The following is a 23,016-nucleotide window of genomic DNA, read 5'->3' as shown; positions in this document are numbered from 1 at the left end:
GTTCAGTTCAGGCACGCGGCGGATTCAGGCAGGATCTGCCCACCGTCAACAATTAGCGACTGGCCGGTGATGTAGCCAGCCTGACGGGAGGCGAAGAACAGCGCTGCCGCAGCAATATCTTCCACCGTTCCGAGGCGTTTGAGCGGCACGGCGCTGGCCATCCCGGCGATATAGTCCTCGCCCATATCCCTCAGCCCTTCCGTGACGATATTCCCCGGCAGGACGGCATTGACGGTAATGTTGTCGCCGGCCAGTTCCAACGCCGCGCTACGCATAAAACCCAGCTGGGCCGCTTTGCTGGCGGCATAGTGAGCCCAGCCCGGATAGCCCGTTACCGGCCCGGTAATCGAAGAGGTGAGGATGATGCGACCATACTCTGCCCGTTTCAGCCATGGCAGCGCCGCCTGGACAGTTAAAAAAGTCCCTTTACTGTTGATCGCCTGCACCTCATCCCACTGCTGTTCGCTCATGTCTGCCAGCGGCGCCGAAGGAAAAATCCCCGCGTTGCAGCAGACAATATCCAGACCACCCCACTGCTGTGCGGCTTCTGCCACACAGGCTTTTACCTCTTCGGCATGACTGACGTTGCAGGTCAGACCGCGTAGCGTTAATCCCTGCTCCGCCGCCTGGCCGATCGCGCTATCGATACGCGATGGTGTGCGGGCGGTAATGGTCACCTTCGCCCCGGCGCGGGCAAAGCCGAGTGCAATGCCAAGACCGATCCCACTACTCCCGCCGGTCACCAGCACATGTTTGTTCATAAAATCTGACATCATTTTTCCCCGTCTGTGAAAGTTCTGCGATCCCATCCGTTTGGCCTGGCCGTGCAGCGATCTCCGTCGCTGGCAGGAAAAGAATAATCACGTAAATGTTGAATGTTCAACATTTTAAAGTGAGATTTCAGCATAAAAATAATGCGCTATGATTGGGCACAAGACTGGTGCAATAGACAGATTAATTTATCTATATATATCAATTAATTAATAACAAACTTCACGCTTTGATTACGCCTGAATGAGAAAAACACACATTATACGTTCCGTTATGGTGCAACCGGCTGAATCCAGCCAACTAAATCACACTAACTTGCTGTTAATAAAATAATTAATAAACAAAAAGCATAATTAAAGCGCAACAGAAAACAAAAAAAACCTCACACATCTTGCAAATCCCGCAACCACAACATAAAAATGTGTTAAGCGTGTCATTTCAAATTGAGGACAGCATGTTTAACGACGAGTATTTAACAACACTTACCCTGAAGCTGCGGCCGCTCCTGCCCCGCTGGGGCCTCAGCGAAGGCGCAGAGATTGGCCTGCTGACGGTTTCAGAAAATGCCACGTTTCTGGTCAGCGATAAGATGACGCAGAGAAAGATCGTGCTGCGAGTGCATCGCCCAAACTACAGCTCAGCGGTGGAGATCCATTCTGAGCTGATGTGGCTAAACGCCCTGCATGCCCGGGGAGATATCAACATCGCCGTACCGCTTGTACTGGATGATGGGACCTGTATCGCCAGCCTCATCGACGGCGAAACGGTCACCCACGTCGTGGGATTCACCTTTGTTGCGGGCAGCGAACCTGATACCGGTAGCCATCTCACCGGCTGGTACCATGCCCTGGGACGGGTTGCGGGAGAACTGCACAGGCACAGCGAAGGCTGGGTAAAACCCGAGGGTTTTCATCGCAAGGTGTGGAACACCGAGACGATTATCGGACGTCATGCCTGGTGGGGCGACTGGCGGAAGATGACGCAACTGAGCGCCGACGATATTACGCTGCTGGAGGCGGTGGAGGCCACAGTGGTCGCAAGACTGGAAGCGTACGGACAGGGCGCCGACCGCTATGGGCTGGTGCACTGCGACATGCGGCTGGCCAACCTGCTGGTGAATGAGAATTCGCTGACGGTGATTGATTTTGACGACTGCGGCATCTGCTGGTTTGGCTGGGATTTTGCCACCGCCGTCAGTTTTATTGAAGACGACCCGGCCCTTGCGGACTACCGCGCTGCGTGGCTTGCGGGCTACCGTAGCGTCCGTCCCTTCAGTCAGCAGGACGAAGTGATGCTTCCGGTGCTGGTGATGCTGCGCCGCTTACAGCTGACGGCCTGGCTGGCCAGCCATAGTGAGACAGCCACCGCCCGTCGCTACAGCCCGCAATGGGGCGCCATCACCGTACGCCTGGCCCAGGCGTTTCTCCTCCAGGCGTCACCGCTTAGCGCTACCGTTAACTGCAAGGAACCTGCTGATGAACAATAAAACCCCCATTCTTCAACTGAACCGTTTTGACGCGCTGACCGGCGTGGCCGACGAAAACCTGAGCCGACAAATTGCCCGTCGCCACGCCACCCAGGGGACCGGTTCGGTGCTGTTTTATCCACAACCGATCGTCATGGCGTCGGCCTCCGGAGCCTGGATGGAGGACTCCGCCGGCAACCGTTATCTGGATATGTATAACAACGTGCCGGGCGTGGGGCATTGTCATCCGCATATTACCCAGGCGATGGTGCGCCAGGCCGGGTTACTGAACACCAACACCCGCTATCTGTTCCCGGTACTGGAGCAGTACGCGGACAGCCTGCTGGCGACGTTCCCCGCCGGGCTGTCGAATGTGATATTTACCTGCACCGGCAGCGAGAGCAACGACATCGCCCTGCGGATGGCCCGCTTTATCAGTGGTCGGCAGGGGATCATCGTCACCGAGAGTGCCTATCACGGCAATACAACGGCGGTGATGGAGGTCTCTCCCTCCGGGCACAAAGAGGCCCTCCTGCCCCCGTGGGTGCATACCATTCCCGCCCCTGACCTGCGCAGGCTGTCAGCGGGCCAGACGCTGTCTGACCTCTTCGCCGCCGACGTTGAGCGCGCCATGGACGAGCTGGATGAGCGGGGCTACGGCTGCGCGGCGCTACTGGTGGATACCATTTTTTCCAGCGACGGCGTTTTCGCCGATCCGCCGGGATTTCTGGCTCAGGCGGTAGCCCGCGTACAGGCCCGGGGCGGACTGTTTATCGCCGATGAAGTCCAGCCGGGCTTTGGTCGGACAGGCTCTCATTTCTGGGGCTTCCAGCGTCACAGTGTGCAACCGGATATCGTCACGCTCGGCAAGCCAATGGGGAACGGTTTTCCCATGGCCGCGGTGATCACGCGTCCGGCTATTCTGCAGGCGTTCAGCGAAAAGACCGAGTACTTCAACACCTTTGGCGGTAACCCGGTGGCTGCCGCCGTGGGCCTCGCGGTACTGGAGGTGATTGAACAGGAGGCCCTGATGAACAACGCCCAGCGCAACGGGGACTATCTGCGTGCCGGACTGCGCCAGCTGGCCCAGGATTTCCCGGCCATCGCCGACATTCGCGGCGCCGGACTGTTCAACGCCATCGAGTTTGCCCGGCCAGACAGCGGAGAGCCGGATCCGCAGCTGACGAGTCGCGTTATCTATCACCTGAAGCTTGAGGGCGTGCTGATTGGCGCGGCCGGTCGCTTTGGCAACAGCCTGAAGATCCGTCCGCCGCTGTGCTTCAGTCGCGATGATGCAGATTTCTTCCTCGAACGGCTGGCGAAAGTCATGGGCCGCCTGAACGGATAGTCTAACCGACAGGGCAAACATCCAGTTTGTTTGCCCTCGGCGTGCAGGTATATTAACGGCATCAGCGACTTCAGGGAGAGTAACCAGCGTTCATGTCGAAGAGAAAAGAAGACCGTCAGCAACAGATCCTGCGCGAACTGGCTGAGACCCCGACCCTGCGGATTGGGGATATGGCGCGCACCCACGGTGTCTCTACCGAAACCATCCGTCGCGATCTCGACGAACTTACCCGCCGGGGCGTACTGAACCGAACTTACGGCGGTGCGGTGCGGGCCATGAACAGTGAACCGACGGTCACGGAGCGCCACCAGCTGTTTACCGAAGAGCGCGAGCGCATCGCCCGGGATGCCGTCCATTGTATGCGCGAGGGCAAAATATTCATGATCGGCTCCGGCGCCACCACGGTACATGTTGCCCGCCGGATGGCCAGCGAGCTGCGGGATATCACGGTCATCACCCACGCCTTCGGCGTCGCAACGGTGCTGTCGATGAATCCAACCATCCGGGTGATCGTCGCTCCCGGGGAGTACTGCGCTACCGAAGGGGCAATGACCGGTGCGCAGACGCTTCAGTTCCTCAGCCAGTTCACGGCGGACTATACGTTACTGGGGGCCAGCGGTATCGCCGCCGATGGGCCAAGCGAGGCGTTAATCGACAGTGGAACGGTTTACCGGGCGATGATCCAGCGCGCCGCGAAGAGCATTGTCGTCGCCGACCACTCGAAGTTCGACCTCACCTATCCCTACCACTACGCGGGCTGGTCGGGCATCAGCCGTTTAATTACTGACCAGCCCCTGCCCGACCATCTCGCTACTGTACTCGGCCGGGAAAAGGTGGTCGTGGCGCGTGGTCATGCCGCTCCTGAACAGCAGTGACCCGCGCCGGTACGTTTACCCTTTGGCAAAATTGGCCTGGATCCGCTGCTGCAGATAATCCTCGGCGCTGATGGGCGGGTACTTCCTCTGCGGCCCGAGGATCTCGACATCTTTATTGGCCTGGCAGAAAAACGCCAGGCTGTAGCGCGGCCCCTGATATTCATGGGGCAGCGGATTTCTCACCCGATGGAAGTTAGACGGCAGCTGGTCGTCGCTCCAGCGCATCAGCATATCGCCGATATTGCAGGTGATCACCTCCTCGCGCGGCTCAATGCTGGTCCACTGCTGGCTTTCGCGGTCTTTACCGGGACAAACCTGCAGGCCGCCCTGGCCGGGGCGCTGGAACAGCAGCGTCAGGCAGTCAAAATCGGTGTGCGCGCCGGCCCGCCACATCCCCTGCTGCGACTGCTCGGTTGCATAGTAATGCAGCATGCGCAAGGTGCTCTGATAGGTGTCACGCTGCGGATCGTGCGCGGTGGTAAAAAACGATTCCGGAAAACCGAGCTTTAAAGCAAAGCAGGAGAGGATCTTCATCCCCAGCTGCCAGCACTGCGACTCAAACCCGAGCATTGTCTGCTGGAATGCTGGCAACTCCCGATCGCTGGGCCAGCGCCCGGCCATCAGAGGCCGGGTTATCTGATACGACTCTTTTTGATCCGGGGTGCGGGTCGACGGCCGAACCTGCGCTTTGCTTTCCCAGCCGGCGTTGGCGGCCAGCGGATACTGGCGCTTCACCTCGTCGGGCAGGTCGAAAAACGCCTCGGTCATGCTGAACGCCTGGCGGATATCCGCCAGCGGAATACCGTGATGGCTGACCTGGAAGAAGCCAATCTCCACCGCCGCCTCCCACAGTTGTTCGGCAATGTCATTTTTTCTTGCGGCAAAGTTCGACAGGTCGATACAGCGCACTTCGCGGGCGAAGGTCTCTTCGCCCTCGGCGCCCATCAGCGCCTCTTTTTCCAGTTCCTGTAAGGCGAAGCGTTGATTCTGGGTGGTTGCGTTCATCGTCATTATCCTGTTATCAGTTACACAGCGGCGCGCTGTTGGAGGGTACGGACGGCCGCCAGCGCGTCGTGGCGCATCGCGTCAAGGTCGAGACCGGGAATGGCGTCGTCTTCCACGATGGGGCGGCCATTGAGCAGCAGCGCCTTCAGCGCGGCTCGCCCACCGCAGGCCACCGGCCCAATGGCCATATCGTGCAGGCCGAAGTAGCGCGGATCGTCCAGCCGGTAAATGGCAAGGTCCGCCTGCATGCCGACCTGCAGGGTGCCGCTCTGCGCTAAGCCGAGGATCTGCGCCCCGCCGGCGCTGCCCCAGCGCACTACATCCTCCACCGTGGCCGCATCGGCCCCACCCTCAAAGGTGCCCCCGGCGTAGCGCGGCTGCGCCAGCATCCCCTTGCGCGCGCGCTGCAGCAGCCATGCGGCATGGGCTTCGCTTTGCATATCCGCCGCTTCATTCGAGGCGGCGCCGTCCACCCCCAGCGAGACCGGGACCCCGGCCTGCTCTAACGCCAGCAGATCGGCGATGCCGCTGCCCAGCCGGCCGTTGCTTTGCGGGCAGTGGGCGATGCCGGTTCCGGTACGGCCCAGCAGGGCAATCTCCTCCGGCAGCAGCTTCACCAGATGGGCAAACCACACGTCATTTCCCAGCCAGTCGTGTTCCGCGCAGAACTGCACCGGCGTCATGGCGAATTTCTGCCGCGCGGCGTCGAGATAATCGACGGTTTCCGATAAATGGCTGTGCAACCGGATCCCTAGCTGGCGGGCCAGCTTCGCTATCTCCCGCAGCTGGGCGCCCGGCGCGGAGTGCAGGACGGTAGTGGGCGCCATCACCACCCGGCGCAGAGACTCGGGCCGGGGGTCGTGATAGCGGCTGACCAGCCGTTCGACATCCGCCATATAGCCGTCGAAGGTTTCCGGACGCAGCGCCACCGGCAGATCCTGTTCCACCGCCCGCCCCTGGGTCGCCCCACCCCGGCACAGGACGATGCGCATCCCCAGCGCTTCCCCTTCGCTGAAGACAATCTCCGAGGTATCGAAAGGCATATCCGGCCAGTACAGGTAGTTGTGATCCGCCACGCTGGCGCAGCCCGAGCGCAGAAGCTCCACCAGGCCAATGCGCACCGCCAGACGAAAGGTATGTTCATCGAAAGCCGCGCGAAAGCGGTACGGCGTGGCGCTCAGCCAGGCCGTCAGGCTCTGGTTCAGCCCCTGCGGCTCGCCCTTCAGCAGCGACTGAAAAAGATGGTGGTGCGTGTTCACCCACGCCGGATAGATCACGCAGTCGCGGGCATCAATCAGTCGCTCTTCCGGCAGCGGCGTCAGGCTGCCGATGGCCGCAATCTTGCCGTCGCGGATGCGAATATCCGGCCCGGCCAGCCGCGCCGCCTCTCCGGGCAGACCGCTGAGGATGGCATGGGCATTTTTAATCATTAATGACATGGCGTTGCTCCTCAGGGTTTAACCTGCATGGCCTGAACAAATTCGGTAGTGTAGGCCTGTTTCCAGTCGGTGGCCGCCGCCAGCAAACCGGCGCTGACCATAAAGTCGCGGGTCTTCTGCCAGCGCGCGTCGGTCATCGTCCCCCAGCCCTGGCTGGCGGCATCCCCGCCGTCGATCAGGTGATGCTCACGGATCTGGGTCACGCCCCAGGCGAGCAGATCGTCGGTCATTTTCGGGTTGTCCTGCTTAATCAACGCATTGCCCGGCGCCGGATCCTTGAGATAGCTCACCCAGCCCTCCATTGAGGCGCGGACAAACTTCGCCATCGCCGCTTTACGCTCGGCGATGGTGTCCGGGCGGGCGATAAGGATGCCGCCGTAGGGGGGATAGCCGTGTTCGGAAAAGAGGAAGAAGTTCGCCTTCACTCCGGCCTTCTGCACCTGGAACACCTCGGAGCTGACATAGGCCTGCTGGGCGACAGCGTCATCGACGACAAAGGGTTGAATATTGAAGGTATAGGGGCGAACCTGCGCGTCGCTCAGCTGGTATTGCGCCTTCAGCCACGGCCACCACGTCGCCTGACCGGAGCTGGAGACCAGCAGGGTTTTGTCTTTCAGCCCCTGCAGAGAGGTGACATCGGCATGGGTCAGCAGCCCCTGGGGATCGTACTGAAAGGGCGCGGCAATGGCTTTTGCCTGGAAGCCGCGCTGAATGCCTTCCAGCAGCTGCAGGTCGTAACCGATGATCACATCGGCCCGCTTCGACAACAGCAACTGCATGCCGTTGACCTGCGGTCCGCCGGAGCGGATCTCGACGTCGAGACCGTATTTTTTGTACAGCCCGGTGGCCTGAGCCTGATAATACCCCCCCTGTTCCGCCTGGGCGTACCAGGAGGTCAGCAGAACGATTTTCTCCTCGGCCTGAACGGCCAGCGAGACACCGCTGAGAGCCATCAGGCCCAGCCAGCGTATGCCCCGGGGAAGGCGTGCGCCTGTTTTCATATCCCTCTCCTCTTTACGCCGGGAGGGGGAGCGAGCGAATGTGGCTCAGCCTCCCATCCCGGTCAACATTGAACCGCGACATGGTGACTGAGCAATGTCCCGTATGGATAACCCGTACTGACCGCTTCTACTCACACTCAGCTATACAAAAACAATGCCAGATTTAAACGCCTGCGAGCGGCCGCGAGAAATCGCCTGCGCCGCCCCCCTTGGGCATGCAACCTTTGATTCATGCCCACAAGAAACGCACCATAATGGTGCACTAATGAATGATTTTAGTACCTGCCCGACATTTCACAGTTGGCTGAAGAGCATCTCCAGCTGGTTCAGCATCATCGAGGCGGCAAGGGAAAGCTGGCGGGCAGGCGAGACGCATAGCGCCAGGGTGAAAGGCTTAAGCTGCGGATCGGTTAGCGGCACAAACGCCAGCTGGCCGGACTCAATCTCATCGAGAATATCCAGCCGGCACAGGATGCCGATGCCCATCTGCTCTTTGATCAGGGTGCGGATCATGTGAATGTTATTCGATACCGCCACCTCCTTCACCTCGTTGCCGCTGATGTTCACCAGCGCCTCCACCGGCTCGCTGATCATCAATGGGGCGGACGGCAGGATAAAGGGGTAGTCGAGGCACTGACTAAAGCGCACCGCGCTGCGGCTGGCCAGCGGATGGCCGGTGGGCACCACAATCCCCATATTCATCTCGGCAAACGCCCGGACCTGCAGTTCACGAGAGGTCTGGGGATTGAGCATGATGCCGAAATCCGCCTCGCCGGAGATCAGCGCCTGCTGGATGTGGATATTGTTGATGGTGGTCAATGTAAAAGAGATGTTGGGATAATGTTTATGCACCTCTTTGAGCATCGTCGAAAAGAAATGCCGGTTAATGGCATCGATGGTGGCGATGCGCACATGCCCCCGCCGCAACCCGCGCAGATCGTCCAGCTGCTCGCAGACCCGGGTAAAGTCCTTTTTCCAGTTATTGGCCGCGTGCAGGAGCAGCTCCCCGGCGGCGGTCAGCCTCAGCCCGGTGGGATGGCGCTCGAAGAGCGGCATCGCCAGCTCCTGTTCCACGCGCAAAATCTGACGGTCGATGGAAGACGCCGACACATGCAGCGCCTCTGACGCTTTACGAAACGATCCCTGACGGGCCACTTCGGTGAAATAGAGCAGAAATCGGGAGAAGGCAAACATGGTTTGGGTGCTCTCTTTTTTGCAACGGGTTGTGCGAATCAAAGCTCTGGACGCAACAGTTTTATCACAATACCGTAGCATTCATAGCGGAGAAACGATCGTTTCACCCATTTTCTTGCACGCCGGACAGTTCACCGCGAAGGGGAGTTATCTCTTCGCCGCCCCTGGCCGCCCTGCAGACAGCGGAATGAGGGAGAGAAAACGGTAATGCACAGCCACGATCTTATTTCGGTCTCGGTCGGGGAAATACGCCCCAACGGACAGGGAAATCTATCCATAATTTTGCAGACGGCGGCCGGGGAAATATTACCGGCCTACTCCGCCGGGGCGCATATCGATATTATTATTCCCGGCGTCGGTCCGCGGCAGTATTCCCTGTGCGGCACGCCTGACCGCAGTAATACTTATGAAATTTGCGTCAGGCTGACTGACACCTCCACCGGCGGCTCACGCTATTTGCACCAGCAGCTCAAAGCCGGCGATCGGCTCGCCATTTCGCCGCCGCGCAACCATTTTCCCCTGCCGCAGGCCGGGCGCTACCTGCTGTTTGCCGGCGGTATCGGCATCACGCCTTTGCTGGCGATGGCTGAAGCGATTGCCGCCAGAAAGGGGGCGCTGGAGCTGCATTATTATGTCGCCAGTTCGCGCCAGACGGCCTTCTCCCCGCGCCTGAACCAGCTGACTGCGAACGGCACGGTGGCCATTCACTGCAGCGAGGAAGGCGCGTCGCTTCGCCAGCGGGTCCCCGAATGCTTAACTGTGCCCCACCCTGATACCGCAGTAATAGCCTGCGGCCCGGAGGGTTTTATTCAGAGACTGCGGTCGGTCATGGAGGAATATCGCTGGTCGCCGTCGCAGTTCGTATTCGAGCGTTTCACTCCCGCGGCGGAAAATAATACTGCGGCGAAAAATGCGTTTTATATTGAGCTGGCCTCCAGCGGGCAGCGCCTGCAGGTGGCCGCGGATCAAACCATTGCTCAGGTATTACAGCACGCCGGGGTGGAGGTAATGCTCTCCTGCGAACAGGGAATGTGCGGCTCCTGTATTACCGGGGTCCTCGACGGGATCCCCGAGCACCGGGACAGCGTGCTGACGGCGGAAGAGAAAGCCGGCAACGACCAGATCACGCTCTGCTGTTCGCGGGCGAAATCGCCGGGTCTGGTTTTGGATCTGTGAGGAGACTGACGATGACGCTCCCCTCCTCTTGCGCGCCGCTCACCGGTATCAGCCGCGCCCGACTCCCGGCCTGGGCGCTGCCCGACGGCTGGCCGACGCGGGCCAACGGTGAGCCGCTGCTGGCGGACCTGGCCTTTCGCGACGGCCGGATTGCCGCACTGACCCCAACCGACCAGCCGACTCCCGGCCTGTGGGACCTGGCGGGAGCCCTGACGCTCCCCGGCCTGGTGGAACCCCATGCCCATCTGGACAAGACATTCACCATTGAACGCTGCCGTCCAGCGCAGGCCGGGCTGCTGCCGGCGATCCACGCCATGCATGAGGATCGCCGACACTGGTCCAGGGCGGATATTCAACGCCGAGCGTCCACCGCGCTGGCCCGGGCGGCAGCGAATGGCGTGACCCATTTGCGCAGCCATGTCGACTGGTTTACCGCCGACGCGCCGGACGCCTGGCAGGAGATCGCCCGCCTCGATACCGTCGGCCTCACCCTGGAGCGGGTGGCGCTGGTCCCGCTGCCCCTGTTTCGCGAGCCGGCGCAAGCGGAGGCCATCGCCCGGACGGTCGCCAACAGCGGAGAGCGCTGCCTGCTGGGCGGCTTCATCCACTCCTCCAACTGGGACGCCACCGCCATGGAAAATCTGCTGTACAGCGCGGCCCGCTGGGATCTGGATCTGGATTTGCATATTGATGAGGAGCTCAGCGAAGTGTCTCAGGGGCTGACCTGGCTGGCGGATCATCTCTCCCGCCACCCTTTTCCCGGGCATATCTGCTGCAGCCACGGCTGCGCACTGGCCGCCGGCAGCGACGAACAGGCGGCGCCGATCCTGCGCCAGCTGGCGGCGCACGGCGTCACCCTTATCGCTCTGCCGATGACCAACCTGCTGCTGCAGGATGCGACGTTCGGCCGCACGCCGCGCCAGCGGGGGATCACCCTGCTGCACGAGGCGCAGGCCGCCGGCGTGGCCACCCTGCTCGGCTGCGACAACGTGCAGGATGCCTTCTGCCCGGCGGGGAGCTATGACCCGCTGGACACCCTGGCCTGCGGTCTGTTCAGCGCTCAGCTCAGCGACCTGTTCGACCGGCAGTCGCGGCTGATCTGCGATCGCGCGGCGCTAACCGGTTCGCCGGCAGACGCGGCGCCTTTTGCCGTCGGGGCGGCGGCCAGCGTAGTGATTTTCCCGGGTAGCGACCGTTTTACCTGGCCTTTAAACAGCGCCGCCCGTCTGGTGGTTAACCACGGCAGGTTAACCCACCGGCGCGTGTGGCAGGAGGAGATGGCACATGAGTCTTGAAGCAGGCGCCGGGGCGCCGCTGGCGCGGTATGCCGCCTGGCGCAGAGCCGGCGATTTTATCTTTCTCTCCGGCATTATTCCGGTCAATCCCCTGACCGGCACCATCGTCAACGGCTTTCAGGATGTGCCTGAGCCGGTGCGGGAGCTGCTGGGGGCGACCGGCGAATTTTCGACCGATGCGAAACAGGGCCCGATCCTCGCCCAGAGCTGGTACGTCCTGGAGAGCATCCGCCGCACCGTGGCGTCCGCGGGAGGGCAGATGAGCGACGTTATCAAGCTGGTGCAGTACTTTCGCAACCTTGACCATTTTCCCTATTACAGCCGGGTCAGGAAGCTGTTTTACCCCGACCAGCCGCCCGTTTCCACCGTGGTGCAGGTCAGCGAAATGCTGCCCGACGCCACGGTACTGATTGAAGTCGAAGCGACCGTCTGGTTACCCCCGTCATTTAACTCCGAGGCACCGCGATGATTAACGGTTACATTCCTGCCGCGCGCTTTCTTCCTTTTCTGAGCTGGACGGACGTGGCCGCCCTGCCGGATAAAAACAATACGGTTATCGTCCTCCCCACCGGGGCGATCGAACAGCACGGCCCGCATTTGCCCTGCTCGGTGGACAGCGTGATATCTTCCGGCGTGGCGGGCCATGCCCTCGCCAGGCTGCCGGCGACGATCCCGGCCTACGCCATTCCGCCGATCGTCTACGGTAAGTCCGAGGAGCATCTGCATTTTCCCGGCACCCTGACCCTTAGCGGCGATACGCTGCTGCATACCCTGCTGGAGATCGCCGAATCTCTCTATCGGGCCGGTTTTCGCAAGCTGCTGATGATCAACGGCCACGGCGGCCAGCCGCAGATCCTGCAGATCGCCTGCCGGGAAATGCGCCTGCGCCACGGGGATTTCATCGCCATCCCCCACGACGTGTTCAACGTGCCCAACTGCGAAAAACAGTTTCTCAGCCCGCATGAACAGCGGATGGCGATGCACGCCGGGCATAGCGAAACGGCGCTGATGCTGGCGCTGGCGCCGGAGTGCGTCCATATGGAACGGGCCGTCGCTAATTTCCCCCCGGAATTCCCCTGCCCAACCCTGTCGAAAGGCCGTCCGGCGGCGGCGTGGGCGTCGTATGACTTTGGCCCCAGCGGGGTGATTGGCGACCCGACCCCGGCGACGCGGGAGCAAGGCGAAGGGCTTCTCGACTCCCTCGCCGCCAGCTGGGCGCAGGCGATCATCGAGATCCACCGCATGGCCTGGGTCGAACGTCGCGAACCGACCTGGGGCAAACAGCACTGGCACGGCTTTGTGCAGTCCCTACCACCTTCTTTCGCTGCTGAATCCAGGGAGCCCTGATGAATACCAGATTGACGCCCGTTTTTACCCTGCTGACCGTGGCCGCCCTCGCGACCTCAGCCTCCTGCTTCGCGGCGGAGAAGTTTACCTTTCTCACCAACTGGTATGCCCAGGCCGAACACGGCGGGTTTTACCAGGCCCAGGCCACCGGGCTGTATCAACACGCCGGTCTCGATGTCGAAATTAAAATGGGCGGCCCGCAGATCAACGTCATGCAGCTGATGGCGGCCGGTCAGGCGGACTGCACCCTTGGCGACAACGGCCAGGCGCTGGAGACCTGGCAGGCCGGGGTGCACGCGGTGACCGTCGCCACCGTGTTCCAGCACTCGCCGACGGTGTTTATCACCCATGACAAGGTGGAGAACCCGGCGGAACTTAAAGACAAAACCTTCCTGCTCGCCACCGAGGCCTATACCTCCTTCTGGCCGTGGGCGAAAAGCGAGCTGGGTCTGGCTGGCAGCAAAGTGCGCCCCTATACCTTTAACGTTCAGCCGTTCCTCGCCGATAAAAACCTGGTGCAGCAGGGCTACGTGACCTCCGAGCCGTTCTCCGTCGCCAAAGGCGGGCAGCCGTTCTATGTCTATCCGCTCAGCGACTGGGGCTACCCGCCCTACGGCAACTCGATTATCTGTATGGCCGACACCATCCGCAAACGTCCGGCGGCGGTGGCGGCCTTCGTCAAAGCCTCCATGGAAGGCTGGAAAAGCTACCTGCAGGATCCCGCCCCCGGCAACAGCCTGATCGGTAAAGCAAATCCGCAGATGGGCGCCGAGCAGATCGCCTTTGGCATTGCCCAGATGAAGCAGTACCAGCTGGTGACCGGCGGCGATGCTAAGACCGGCGGCATCGGCATCATCACCGAGCCGCGGCTGAAGAAAACCTGGGACATGCTGGTGAAAAACAAACTGATCGACGCCAGCAAGGTGCCGTTTGAGCAGACTTACACCCTGGAGATGGTCAAAGACGCCGGAGTGATGCCATGAATACCGCCCCGAAACTGACCGTGATGAGCGATACCCGCTTTATGCCCGCCGCTGCCACCCCGGCCATCGAGGTGCTGTCGGCGGAGAAAATCTACAGCAACGGCACCCGGGCGCTGCTGCCCGTCAACCTGACCATCAATCAGGGGGAGTTTATTACCCTGCTCGGCCCGTCCGGCTGCGGTAAAAGCACCCTGCTGAAGATGGTCGCCGGCCTTGTGGAGCCCAGCGACGGCAAGCTGATGCTGTGGCGGCGCGACAGTCGGGAAAAGGCCCAGCATCCGCTGTCGTTCGTCTTCCAGGAAGCCACCCTGATGCCGTGGAGCAGCGTGCGCAATAACGTCAGGCTGCCGCTGGATCTGGCCGGCGTGCCGCGGGCGGAGGGAAATACCCGGGTGAGTGAAGTCCTTGAGCTGGTGGGCCTCGGCAAGTTCGCCGACGTCCTGCCGCGCGAACTCTCCGGCGGCATGCAAATGCGCGTCTCCATCGCCCGCGGCCTGGTCACCCGACCAAAGCTGCTGCTGATGGATGAGCCCTTCGGCGCGCTGGATGAAATTACGCGTAACAAACTCGACAGCGACCTGCTGCGTCTCTGGCAGGAGCAAAACCTGACGGTAGTGTTCGTCACCCACTCGATCCACGAAGCGGTGTTTCTCTCCCAGCGGGTGATCATGATGGCGGCCCGTCCCGGACGGGTGGTCGAAGATATCCCCATCCGCGAGCCGTTCCCGCGCAGCGAGGCGTTCCGCGTCAGCCCGGCCTTTTCCCTGTATGCCCGTCAGCTGCAGGACAGTCTGTTGCAGGCCAGCCAGTCCGGTATGGAGTCATAATATGAAAAATACAACCGCAACGCCGTGGATCCAGCATCCGCGTTTTCTCAAAATTCTCTATCCGACCCTCGTCGCGGTGGCGATGGTGCTCCTGTGGCAGGGCGCGGTGAGCTATTTCCGTATCCCGGCCTTTCTGGTGCCGTCGCCGCTGGTGATGCTGGAAAGCCTGTGGACGCATCTCACGCCGCTGCTGCTGGCGCTGCTGTTCACCCTCAAGATCACCCTGATCTCGTTTCTGCTGTCGATTGTCATCGGCGCCGCGGTGGCGTTTATCCTGGTGCAGAACCGCTTTGTGGAAACCGCCCTGTTTCCCTACATCGTGTTTTTGCAGGTGACGCCGATCGTCGCCATCGCCCCGCTGATCATCATCTGGGTGAAGGATGCCACGCTCTCGCTGGTGGTGTGCGCCACCCTGATGGCGGTGTTTCCCATCATCTCCAATACCACTCAGGGACTGCGCAGCGTCTCCCCCGGCCTGCTGAGCTATTTTCGCCTCAATCACGCCAGCCGCTGGCAAACGCTGGTGCGGCTGCGTATCCCCTCGGCGCTGCCCTATTTCTTCGGCGCGCTGCGTATTTCCAGTGGGCTGTCGCTGATTGGCGCGGTGGTGGCGGAGTTTGTCGCCGGGACCGGCGGGACCAATACCGGACTGGCCTATCAGATCCTGCAGGCCGGCTACCAGCTGGATATCCCGCTGATGTTTGCCGCGCTGCTGCTGATCTCTCTCGCCGGGATCGCGCTGTTTGGCGTGATGTCCTGGGTTTCGCGCCGGGCGCTTAGCGCCTGGCATGAAAGCGAAGCCGTGCAATCTCATTAATGTTCTGCTGACGAACAGGAAAAAGAATGATGACTGATGAACAGCGTCAACACGCGGTCGCGGCGATCCAGCAGGCACTCCCGGCGCTGGAGTGGACCTTACAGCCGGCGAAGATCAAACGGCTCTCCCGCGATTTTCACTGGTTCAGTCCGCTACTCACCGAGCAACTGGCGGGGAAACAGGCGGACGCGGTGGTTCGCCCGCGCGATGAAGAGGAGCTGCGCCAGCTGGTCTGCGCCTGCGCGCAGCACCAGCTGCCGCTGACCCTGCGCGGCAGCGCCACCGGCAACTACGGACAGCTGGTCCCCCTCGAAGGCGGGCTGCTGGTGGATATGACCGGGCTCAACCAGATCGTCGCCCTCGGCAACGGCACAGTGAGGGCCCAGGCCGGCATTCGCCTGGCGGACATCGAAACCGCCGCCCGCCAGACGGGTTGGGAGCTGCGCTGTATGCCATCGACCTATCGACTGGCGAGCCTGGGCGGTCTCTACGGCGGCGGGTTCGGCGGTATCGGCTCCATCAACTATGGGCCGCTGGCGGCGCCCGGCAATGTGCTCAGCGTCAAAGTGATGACCGTCGAGCCGGTCCCCCGCGTGCTGACCGTCCCGGCTCCCGAAGCGCTGCTGCTGCATCACGCCTACGGCACCAATGGCATTATCCTGGAGGTTGAGCTGGCGCTGGCACCTGCGCACCAGTGGATTGAACGTCTGGACGTGTTTGACGATTTCGCCGATGCGCTGAACTATGCCAACGCCTGCGTCCGCTCGCCGGGGCTGGTGAAGCGCCAGGTGGCGCTGCTGGCCACGCCGATCGCTGACTATTTTAGCCACCTCAACGATCGTTACCATGCCGGGCAACATGCGGTTATCAGCCTGATCGCCGAGGAGAGCGAAGGACTCTGCGCCAGCCTGTTACCGCGCCATCGCGGGAGCAACGCCATCCGGCAGGCCAGCGACGAGGCCCGGACGCGCAACGGCTCGTTAATGGAATACTGCTGGAACCACACCACCCTGCATGCGCTCAAGGTGGACAATACGCTGACCTATCTGCAGACGGCGTTTGATCCGCTGCGCTATCCGCAGCAAATTTTACAGATGGAGCAGCACTTCGCCGGGGAGGTGATGTCCCATATTGAATTCCTGCGCGATATCGAGGGCAATCTCACCGCCAGCGGTCTGCAGCTGGTGCGCTATACCACGCCCGAACGTCTTAACGCCATCATGCAGATATTTCGCGACAACGACGTCAAGATTAACAACCCCCACGTGCTGCAGGTTGAGGACGGCAAACAGGGCGTGATTCGTCCCGACGTCGTGGCGGTGAAACAGTCTCTCGACCCGGCGGGATTGCTTAACCCCGGCAAGCTGCGCGGCTGGGCGCTGCGCGACCAGCTGGAACTCGACAGCAACCCGCTGACGCGGGCCACCCGCGAAAGCCCCACGACCTGATGGTCCCCGGTCCGGTTGGGCGCTAACGGGTCGCTGGCCCGTTGCCGCCCAACCTCATCCTGCGCCGGACAGTCCCGCCATATGGACGATAAGCCCTACTGCGGCGGCGGCGGCCAGTACCCAGGTCAGCTTCCACTTATAACGAAACAGCAGCCCGGCGGCGCCCAGGGCTATGGCTGCGGACCACGGGTCGAAACCGGATGGTCCCCAGACGGTATGCCAGATAAAAAACAGCGCCAGATTCAGGATAACGCCCACCACCGCGGCGGTGATGGCGGTCAACGGCGCGGTAAATCCCACCTTATTATGGGTCGTTTCAATAAACGGCCCGCCGGCGAGAATAAAGATAAACGAGGGTAAAAAAGTAAACCATGTCACCAGGCACGCCGCCGCAATGCCCCCCAGCAGCACATCATCGACGCCCAACACCGCTTTGGTGTAGCCGCCGACAAACCCGACAAAGGTCACCACCATGATCAACGGTCCGGGGGTCGACTCCCCAAGGGCGAGGCCATCCATCATCTGCCCTGCCGTCAGCCAGCCATAGTGGGTCACCGCCCCCTGGTAAACATAAGGTAGGACGGCATATGCCCCGCCAAAGGTCATCAGCGCGGCTTTGGTAAAGAACCAGCTCATCTGGGTCAGCGGATGCGCCCAGCCCAGCATTAGCGTCAGGGCGGCCATCGGCACCAGCCACAGCAGCATCCCGGCGATCAGCACCTGAGAGGTGCGCCGCCAGCTGAAAATGGCATGGGCCGGGATCGGCGTCGTGTCATCAATGATGGCGGCTCCGCCAGGGTGACTCTGCGCACGGTGGGCGTCGGCTTTGCCGAATATCGTCGGCGCCAGCCGTCCGCCGATAAAACCCACCAGTGCCGCGGCGAGGACGATCAGCGGAAAAGGAACGTTCAGCGCAAAAATAGCGACAAAGGCCGCGGCGGCGATGGCCCAGTAGGCGCCATTTTTCAGCGCCCGCGAGCCGATGCGGTGCGCCGCCTGCAGCACGATCGCCGCCACGGCGGGTTTGATGCCATAAAAAATCCCCGCCACCACCGCGACATCTCCCCAGACGAGGTAGATCCACGCCAGGGCGATGAGCAACACCAGCGAGGGCAAGATAAACAGCACCCCGGCGATGACGCCTCCCCAGGTTTTATGCATCAGCCAGCCGATATAGGTCGCCAGCTGCTGAGCCTCCGGGCCCGGCAGGACCATACAAAAGTTGAGCGCGTGCAGGAATCGCCCTTCCGAGATCCAGCGTCGGTTATCCACCAGCTCCTGGTGCATCATGGCGATCTGCCCGGCAGGCCCGCCGAAGCTGATGAAGCCGAGCTTCAGCCAGAAGCGAATTGCCTGCCAGAAGGGGACGGAAGCGACGACGGAAGGGCTGTCACTCTGCGGAAGAACGACCGTTTTGCTCATGATTACCAGACCTCATTTCACAGGACTTCAGTAAGCCGTCGAACAGCGAGCAGGCTGCCGCCAGCAGTTGGTCATCGTCCGTAATGGTTTCCCGCAGCCCTGCCAGAATGCTTTCCACCCCCGCCGCCTCCGGGGTCGGTTCCCCACCGACGTCCAGGAAGTGGATCAGCCGCCCCAGGGCGTCGGGGATCGCGGCCTCCAGAGCAAAGCGCCGGACCAGAACTTCGAAGGTCACCCGCGTGCCGACGTGGCTGAACGGCGCCCCGTCAAAATCAAAACCGACCGCCGTCGCCGGACAGGTCTCGGGCGCGGCCAGCCACAGGAACCGCGCCTCGTCGTCAATAAAGCGCCGGATAAGCCAGGCGCTGGCCAGACGATCGACCCACGGGCGTCGGCGGGTGGCCCACAGCCGGCCGCGAAAGGCGCCTCTGTCCAGCAGGCTCAGTTCGCCCGCCACCGACTGCGGCTCGTTCGGCGATAGCCGCTGATTAATGACCTGCTCGATAGTGGCCAGTCGCTCAGCGGCTTGCTCCCGGGCGGCCCCCGGAAAGAAATCAATGGCCTCGATCCGCCGGTAGTCACGCTGAATTTTACGCAGTTGTTTGAGCTGAGCCGCCAGTTCGTCGTTGGATAACGTCCCCTGCAGCGCCTGCAGATCCTGCAACAGCGCGTCGTACTGTTCACGACGATCGAATAGCGGCCTGAGCGCCTCTTCTTCCGCCGCCTCAATCGTGAAAACATACCCGGTCCCCCCTTCCGCGCGGATCGCCTGGCAGGTGCTGAGGAAAGTGTCATAGCCCTGGCGCACGTCGGGCAGCAGATAGACCCCATCGCGCAGGACCACCGCCCCGCTCTGCTTCAGGGTTCGCCAGACACGCATGCGCAGCGTGGCTTGAGACGTTGTCAGGTTAAGGATCAAGAGATGCATTGTCATGTTGTAGAGATTACTACAGCATGTAGCGTCTGTGACGTTTTTACGCGCAAGGAGTCAGATGAATTTCAGCAATGCATAGCTGAAAAAAGCAAAAGACGGCCTGCGCAGCGGCAGGCCAGGCGCTAAGCGCGGGATGGGGATAAGGGGCGCAGCAGCAGGGTCAAGAACGCCACCGCAACCGGGACCAGGGAGCCCCACAGCACGGCGTTCCAGCCGAAGGCGTTGAGCAGAACCCCGGACGAAAACGACCCCACGATCATCACGCCGAAGACCAGAAAATCGTTGAGCGACTGAACCTGGGTCTTCTCTTCCGGGCGGTGGAAATCGATGATTTTCGCCGAGGCGCCGGTGAAGCCAAAGTTCCAGCCGATGCCGAGCAAAATCAGCGACAGCCAGTAATGATACACGCCGAGACCGCTGAGACCGACCGCCACCGACGCGGCGGTGATCAGCAATCCCGCCGCCGCCATTCGCACTGCGCCGAAGCGCTGGATCAGCCGGCCGGTGAAAAATCCCGGGCCGTACATCGCCATCACATGCCACTGGATCCCAAGGTTGGCGGCCTGCTGGGAAAGACCGTGCATATGCATGGAGAGCGGCGCGGCGGTCATCAGAAAATTCATCACCATATAGGCCACCGCGCCGCTGAATACCGTAGTGGCAAAACCCGGCTGGCGGACAATCTCGCGCAGCGGCCGCCCTCCGCGCACGCTGGCCGCGGTGGGCTCCGCCGGCGTCACCCCTCTCAACAAAAAGGCGGCCAGCACTGCAACCAGCGCCTGAGCGAGGAAGGTGACGGCGAAGGTATGTGCCGGCCAGAGGTGCATGGTGCCGGTGACCAGCATCGGGCCAATGATCCCGGCGGCCACACCGCCGCCCATCACCAGCGACAGCGCACGGGCGCGACGCGCCGGGGCGACGCCGTCGGTGGCGGCAAAACGAAAACTGAGCGCCACGGCAGCATAGGCGCCGCCAAGCATCGCGGCTAGACAAAACAGCAGAAAAGAATTCAGCACTACCGCCAGGGCGGCCGCCAGTCCGGTCACCATCCCGGCGCCGGTGCCGAGCCTGAACGCCGCTTTGCGGCCCCGCGTTCGCGCCAGCGCGCCGAAAGGCAGAATGGAGGCCGCCATCCCCAGCACAAACAGGGTGATCGGCAGCGTGGCCAGCGACGGGCTGGGGGCAATCGCGTTACCCACTATCGCGCCGGTAGCGTAGAAGACCACCGAGTTGGCGCCGGCCAGCGCCTGAGCGGCAGCCAGGCGAAGGATATTTTTGTTCTGCACCGCCAGCGGCAGCATGTGTTCTGTAGACATCCGTTGTTTTCACCGGTTTGAGAGTGGCGCCAGGCTGGCCGTCTGGCATCGCGCCCTGTTTGTTGGGTTCCCTGACCGTTACCTTAGCCGCAAAATACGCTTTTGCATCATAGCGAATCGCAATATTACCCGGCGATCTGGCCCCTCTTCTGCGCCAGACCGCCGGGCCTGGCTTCGCCGCCCGTTTTATTCCGGGGATTCGTCGCGTCGCGCGGCGGCAAATTTCGCCGCGATCATCGCGGCCGTCGGCTGGACGCCGCCCAGACTCCACTGCTCCGGGTCATGTTCGTCAATGCGGATCCAGACGGACTGACGGAACTGCGGATCGCCCTGCCCCTCAATCTCCACCAGCAGATCGGTCATCCGTCGCAGCAGCTCACTTTTCTGTTCCGCGGTCATGATCCCTTTAATGGTTTGCACGTTAACAAATGGCACGCTATTCTCCTTAGCATCTAGGTCTAAAATTCAAACTCAGAGTAGAAGGTCAATCTCGCGATGTCAAAAAATAAATCACTGCCCTACCTCGACCCGGCGCTGTGCGGCCTGGCGGAAGGAGCCAAAATACTCGGCGACCGCTGGGTGCTGCTGATCCTACGCGAGGCGTTTTACGGCGTGACGCGCTTTGAAACGTTGCTGTCGCACACCCATATTACCCGCCAGACGCTCACCACCCGGTTAAAAACCATGACCGAAACGGGATTGCTCAACAAAGTGCCCTACCGGGAAGCCGGCTCCCGCGAACGGTATGAATATGTTCTGACTGATAAAAGCCGTAGCCTGGCGCTGGTGCTGTTCGCCCTGATGGAATGGGGCCACCAGCACGTGCTGCACAGTGCGCCGCATATAGCATTGGTGGACAGCGCCAGCGGCGAGGCTGTCCATCCGGGGTTTATTACTGCCAGCGGCACCGTGGCGAGCCCCGCCGCCCTGCAGATCGTCAAGGCAGACGAACGCTAATAGCGCCGCTACAGAACTTTCGTACGCCTCTGGCGAAAGCCGCCGCAAGCGGGTATGTTGCATAGCCACGGTACCCGACGAGTGCGGGACATTTTTGTTTCATCGAACTGTGCGATAAAGGATGAAGGTATCCGGTGACCATTCCGACGCGCAGATCGCGCATGCTAAAGGTAGAAAATGTCGCTTCGTTCTCTGCGGGCTTTATGTCTGACCAGCTTTTTTATTGCCGACGTGCGCGACGGCCTCGGCCCGTTTCTGGGGATCTTTCTCACCCAGCGTCACTGGCAGGCGGAGGACATTGGCCTGCTGATGTCCGTCGGCGGTATCGCCGGCCTGCTGGCGACCCTGCCCGCCGGCTTCATCACCGACAGCTCGCGGCATAAGCGCTTGCTGCTGGCCGGGGTCTGCCTGGTGATCACCCTCACCACCCTGCTGCTCTGGTTTAGTCAGAAGACCAGCGTGGTCGCCCTCTCGCAAGTCGCCAGCGGCATCTGCGCGGCCTTTGTCGGACCGCTGATCGCCGGGATTACCCTCGGTCTTGCCAGACAGCGCGGCTTTAGCGCCCAGATGGGGAAAAACGAAGCCTTCAACCACGCGGGAAATTTCTTCACCGCGCTAATGGCCGGGGCTATCGCCTGGTACTGGGGCATCGGCGGCATTTTCATTCTGATGGCCTGTACCACGCTGCTTACCCTGGTCGCCCTGCTGGCGATCCGCGGCGGCGATATCGACGATGATGCCGCCCGCGGCATCGAAGCGGCATCCACGCCCTCCCTGCCGGGGTTTGCCATCCTGTTCCGCCATACGCCGCTGCTGATCGCCGGCGTAACCCTGATGCTGTTCCATCTCGCCAATGCCGCACTGTTGCCGATGCTGAGCATGCGGATCGCCGCCGCGCCGGGACACCTCAATCCCGGACTGTTTGCCGCCGCCACGGTGATTATTTCGCAGGTGGTGATGATCCCGGTGGCCATCCGGGTCGCCGGCAGCATCGACAAATACGGTTACTGGCGATGCATCCTGCTGGCGCTGCTGATCATGCCCATCCGGGCGGCGCTGGCGGCGTCCAGCGACGCCCCGGCGATGATGGTCCCGGTGCAAATTCTTGATGGCCTGGCGGCAGGGATTTTGGGGGTGGCGGTGCCCAGCTTTATCGTCTCGCTGCTGCGCGGCAGCGGGCACGTTAACGCTGGACAGAGCGTGGTGATGCTGATGCAGGGCGCCGGGGCGGCAATGAGTCCGGCGTTAACCGGGTCTATCGCCGGGCACTACTCCTATGCCACCGCCTTCGGCGTGCTGAGCGTTATCGCGATTGTCGCCCTGATGGTATGGTGGCGCAGCGCTCCGCTGCTCACCGTCTCCGCGTCACCGCCAGTCGGCGAGAGCGGGCAGTAAC

Annotated in this window: 22 protein-coding genes; 13 read left to right on the top strand and 9 right to left on the bottom strand. The window is 61.7% G+C overall.

The window, feature by feature from the left end:
• Positions 1 to 2: 2 nt before the first annotated feature.
• The gene (locus RRF55_RS23345) at positions 3 to 773 is read right to left on the bottom strand and encodes an SDR family oxidoreductase (protein WP_004898667.1); all 771 of its coding nucleotides are present in this window, start codon (positions 771 to 773) and stop codon (positions 3 to 5) included.
• Between the two features lie 428 nt (positions 774 to 1,201).
• Between RRF55_RS23345 and RRF55_RS23340 the strand changes: the two genes are divergently transcribed.
• The 3 genes from RRF55_RS23340 (at position 1,202) to RRF55_RS23330 (ending at position 4,459) form a co-directional block, all read left to right on the top strand.
• A complete protein-coding gene (locus tag RRF55_RS23340; RefSeq protein ID WP_223203120.1) occupies positions 1,202 to 2,257 on the top strand; it encodes a phosphotransferase enzyme family protein in 1,056 nt (351 codons plus the stop codon).
• Positions 2,247 to 3,584, top strand: coding sequence for an aspartate aminotransferase family protein (locus RRF55_RS23335; protein WP_008804577.1), 1,338 nt, complete (start codon positions 2,247 to 2,249; stop codon positions 3,582 to 3,584). Before RRF55_RS23340 ends, RRF55_RS23335 begins: the two co-directional genes overlap by 11 nt.
• 92 nt (positions 3,585 to 3,676) lie before the next feature.
• Positions 3,677 to 4,459, top strand: coding sequence for a DeoR/GlpR family DNA-binding transcription regulator (locus RRF55_RS23330; protein WP_004898673.1), 783 nt, complete (start codon positions 3,677 to 3,679; stop codon positions 4,457 to 4,459).
• A gap of 15 nt (positions 4,460 to 4,474) precedes the next feature.
• On the opposite strand, the gene RRF55_RS23325 is transcribed toward RRF55_RS23330, so the two are convergent.
• The 4 genes from RRF55_RS23325 to RRF55_RS23310 form a co-directional block, all read right to left on the bottom strand.
• Entirely contained in the window at positions 4,475 to 5,464 is a 990-nt protein-coding gene (locus RRF55_RS23325; RefSeq protein ID WP_074185306.1) for an isopenicillin N synthase family dioxygenase, read from the bottom strand.
• A 20-nt stretch (positions 5,465 to 5,484) separates the two neighbouring features.
• On the bottom strand, positions 5,485 to 6,903 hold the full coding sequence (locus RRF55_RS23320) for an amidohydrolase family protein (RefSeq protein WP_064153679.1): 1,419 nt from the start codon (positions 6,901 to 6,903) through the stop codon (positions 5,485 to 5,487).
• Between the two features lie 11 nt (positions 6,904 to 6,914).
• The gene (locus tag RRF55_RS23315) at positions 6,915 to 7,904 is read right to left on the bottom strand and encodes an ABC transporter substrate-binding protein (protein ID WP_064153680.1); all 990 of its coding nucleotides are present in this window, start codon (positions 7,902 to 7,904) and stop codon (positions 6,915 to 6,917) included.
• A 294-nt stretch (positions 7,905 to 8,198) separates the two neighbouring features.
• Positions 8,199 to 9,098: a LysR family transcriptional regulator gene (locus RRF55_RS23310; protein WP_002908057.1), complete on the bottom strand. Its 900-nt coding sequence runs from the start codon at positions 9,096 to 9,098 to the stop codon at positions 8,199 to 8,201.
• 207 nt (positions 9,099 to 9,305) lie between these two features.
• Here RRF55_RS23310 and RRF55_RS23305 point away from each other — a divergent pair, with 207 nt between their 5' ends.
• The 8 genes from RRF55_RS23305 to RRF55_RS23270 are packed head-to-tail and all read left to right on the top strand — an operon-like array spanning position 9,306 to position 16,991.
• Complete coding sequence (locus RRF55_RS23305; RefSeq protein WP_040226272.1) at positions 9,306 to 10,274, top strand: PDR/VanB family oxidoreductase; 969 nt, start codon at positions 9,306 to 9,308, stop codon at positions 10,272 to 10,274.
• 11 nt (positions 10,275 to 10,285) lie between these two features.
• Positions 10,286 to 11,569 (top strand): amidohydrolase family protein, encoded by a 1,284-nt coding sequence (locus RRF55_RS23300; protein WP_064153681.1) that lies wholly within the window; start codon positions 10,286 to 10,288, stop codon positions 11,567 to 11,569.
• The gene (locus tag RRF55_RS23295) at positions 11,559 to 12,038 is read left to right on the top strand and encodes a RidA family protein (protein ID WP_002908128.1); all 480 of its coding nucleotides are present in this window, start codon (positions 11,559 to 11,561) and stop codon (positions 12,036 to 12,038) included. The genes RRF55_RS23300 and RRF55_RS23295 overlap by 11 nt, the downstream gene beginning before the upstream one ends.
• A complete protein-coding gene (locus RRF55_RS23290) occupies positions 12,035 to 12,916 on the top strand; it encodes a creatininase family protein (protein WP_064277273.1) in 882 nt (293 codons plus the stop codon). Before RRF55_RS23295 ends, RRF55_RS23290 begins: the two co-directional genes overlap by 4 nt.
• Entirely contained in the window at positions 12,916 to 13,899 is a 984-nt protein-coding gene (locus RRF55_RS23285; protein WP_002908130.1) for an ABC transporter substrate-binding protein, read from the top strand. Before RRF55_RS23290 ends, RRF55_RS23285 begins: the two co-directional genes overlap by 1 nt.
• On the top strand, positions 13,896 to 14,726 hold the full coding sequence (locus tag RRF55_RS23280) for an ABC transporter ATP-binding protein (protein WP_023159800.1): 831 nt from the start codon (positions 13,896 to 13,898) through the stop codon (positions 14,724 to 14,726). The genes RRF55_RS23285 and RRF55_RS23280 overlap by 4 nt, the downstream gene beginning before the upstream one ends.
• A 1-nt stretch (position 14,727) precedes the next feature.
• The gene (locus RRF55_RS23275) at positions 14,728 to 15,543 is read left to right on the top strand and encodes an ABC transporter permease (protein ID WP_002908134.1); all 816 of its coding nucleotides are present in this window, start codon (positions 14,728 to 14,730) and stop codon (positions 15,541 to 15,543) included.
• Positions 15,544 to 15,569: 26 nt separating this feature from the next.
• Positions 15,570 to 16,991: an FAD-binding oxidoreductase gene (locus tag RRF55_RS23270; RefSeq protein WP_020802930.1), complete on the top strand. Its 1,422-nt coding sequence runs from the start codon at positions 15,570 to 15,572 to the stop codon at positions 16,989 to 16,991.
• A 54-nt stretch (positions 16,992 to 17,045) separates the two neighbouring features.
• On the opposite strand, the gene chrA is transcribed toward RRF55_RS23270, so the two are convergent.
• From chrA to RRF55_RS23250, 4 genes are all read right to left on the bottom strand, one after another.
• On the bottom strand, positions 17,046 to 18,413 hold the full coding sequence (gene chrA / locus RRF55_RS23265; protein ID WP_032415086.1) for a chromate efflux transporter: 1,368 nt from the start codon (positions 18,411 to 18,413) through the stop codon (positions 17,046 to 17,048).
• Positions 18,382 to 19,341, bottom strand: coding sequence for a chromate resistance protein ChrB domain-containing protein (locus RRF55_RS23260; protein ID WP_023278926.1), 960 nt, complete (start codon positions 19,339 to 19,341; stop codon positions 18,382 to 18,384). The genes chrA and RRF55_RS23260 overlap by 32 nt, the downstream gene beginning before the upstream one ends.
• 128 nt (positions 19,342 to 19,469) lie before the next feature.
• Positions 19,470 to 20,663: an MFS transporter gene (locus RRF55_RS23255; protein ID WP_225314218.1), complete on the bottom strand. Its 1,194-nt coding sequence runs from the start codon at positions 20,661 to 20,663 to the stop codon at positions 19,470 to 19,472.
• Positions 20,664 to 20,849: 186 nt separating this feature from the next.
• The gene (locus RRF55_RS23250; RefSeq protein ID WP_048269175.1) at positions 20,850 to 21,098 is read right to left on the bottom strand and encodes a tautomerase family protein; all 249 of its coding nucleotides are present in this window, start codon (positions 21,096 to 21,098) and stop codon (positions 20,850 to 20,852) included.
• A gap of 60 nt (positions 21,099 to 21,158) precedes the next feature.
• Between RRF55_RS23250 and RRF55_RS23245 the strand changes: the two genes are divergently transcribed.
• On the top strand, positions 21,159 to 21,620 hold the full coding sequence (locus RRF55_RS23245; protein WP_004175770.1) for a winged helix-turn-helix transcriptional regulator: 462 nt from the start codon (positions 21,159 to 21,161) through the stop codon (positions 21,618 to 21,620).
• Positions 21,621 to 21,797: 177 nt separating this feature from the next.
• Entirely contained in the window at positions 21,798 to 23,015 is a 1,218-nt protein-coding gene (locus RRF55_RS23240; protein ID WP_004189586.1) for an MFS transporter, read from the top strand.
• Position 23,016: the final 1 nt, after the last annotated feature.

It is taken from the genome of Klebsiella sp. K47 (assembly GCF_051858335.1).
In the GTDB taxonomy this organism is placed as follows: domain Bacteria; phylum Pseudomonadota; class Gammaproteobacteria; order Enterobacterales; family Enterobacteriaceae; genus Klebsiella; species Klebsiella pneumoniae.
The sequence above is the reverse complement of the archived record's forward strand: the minus strand, read 5'-3'. Positions and strand labels throughout refer to the sequence as shown.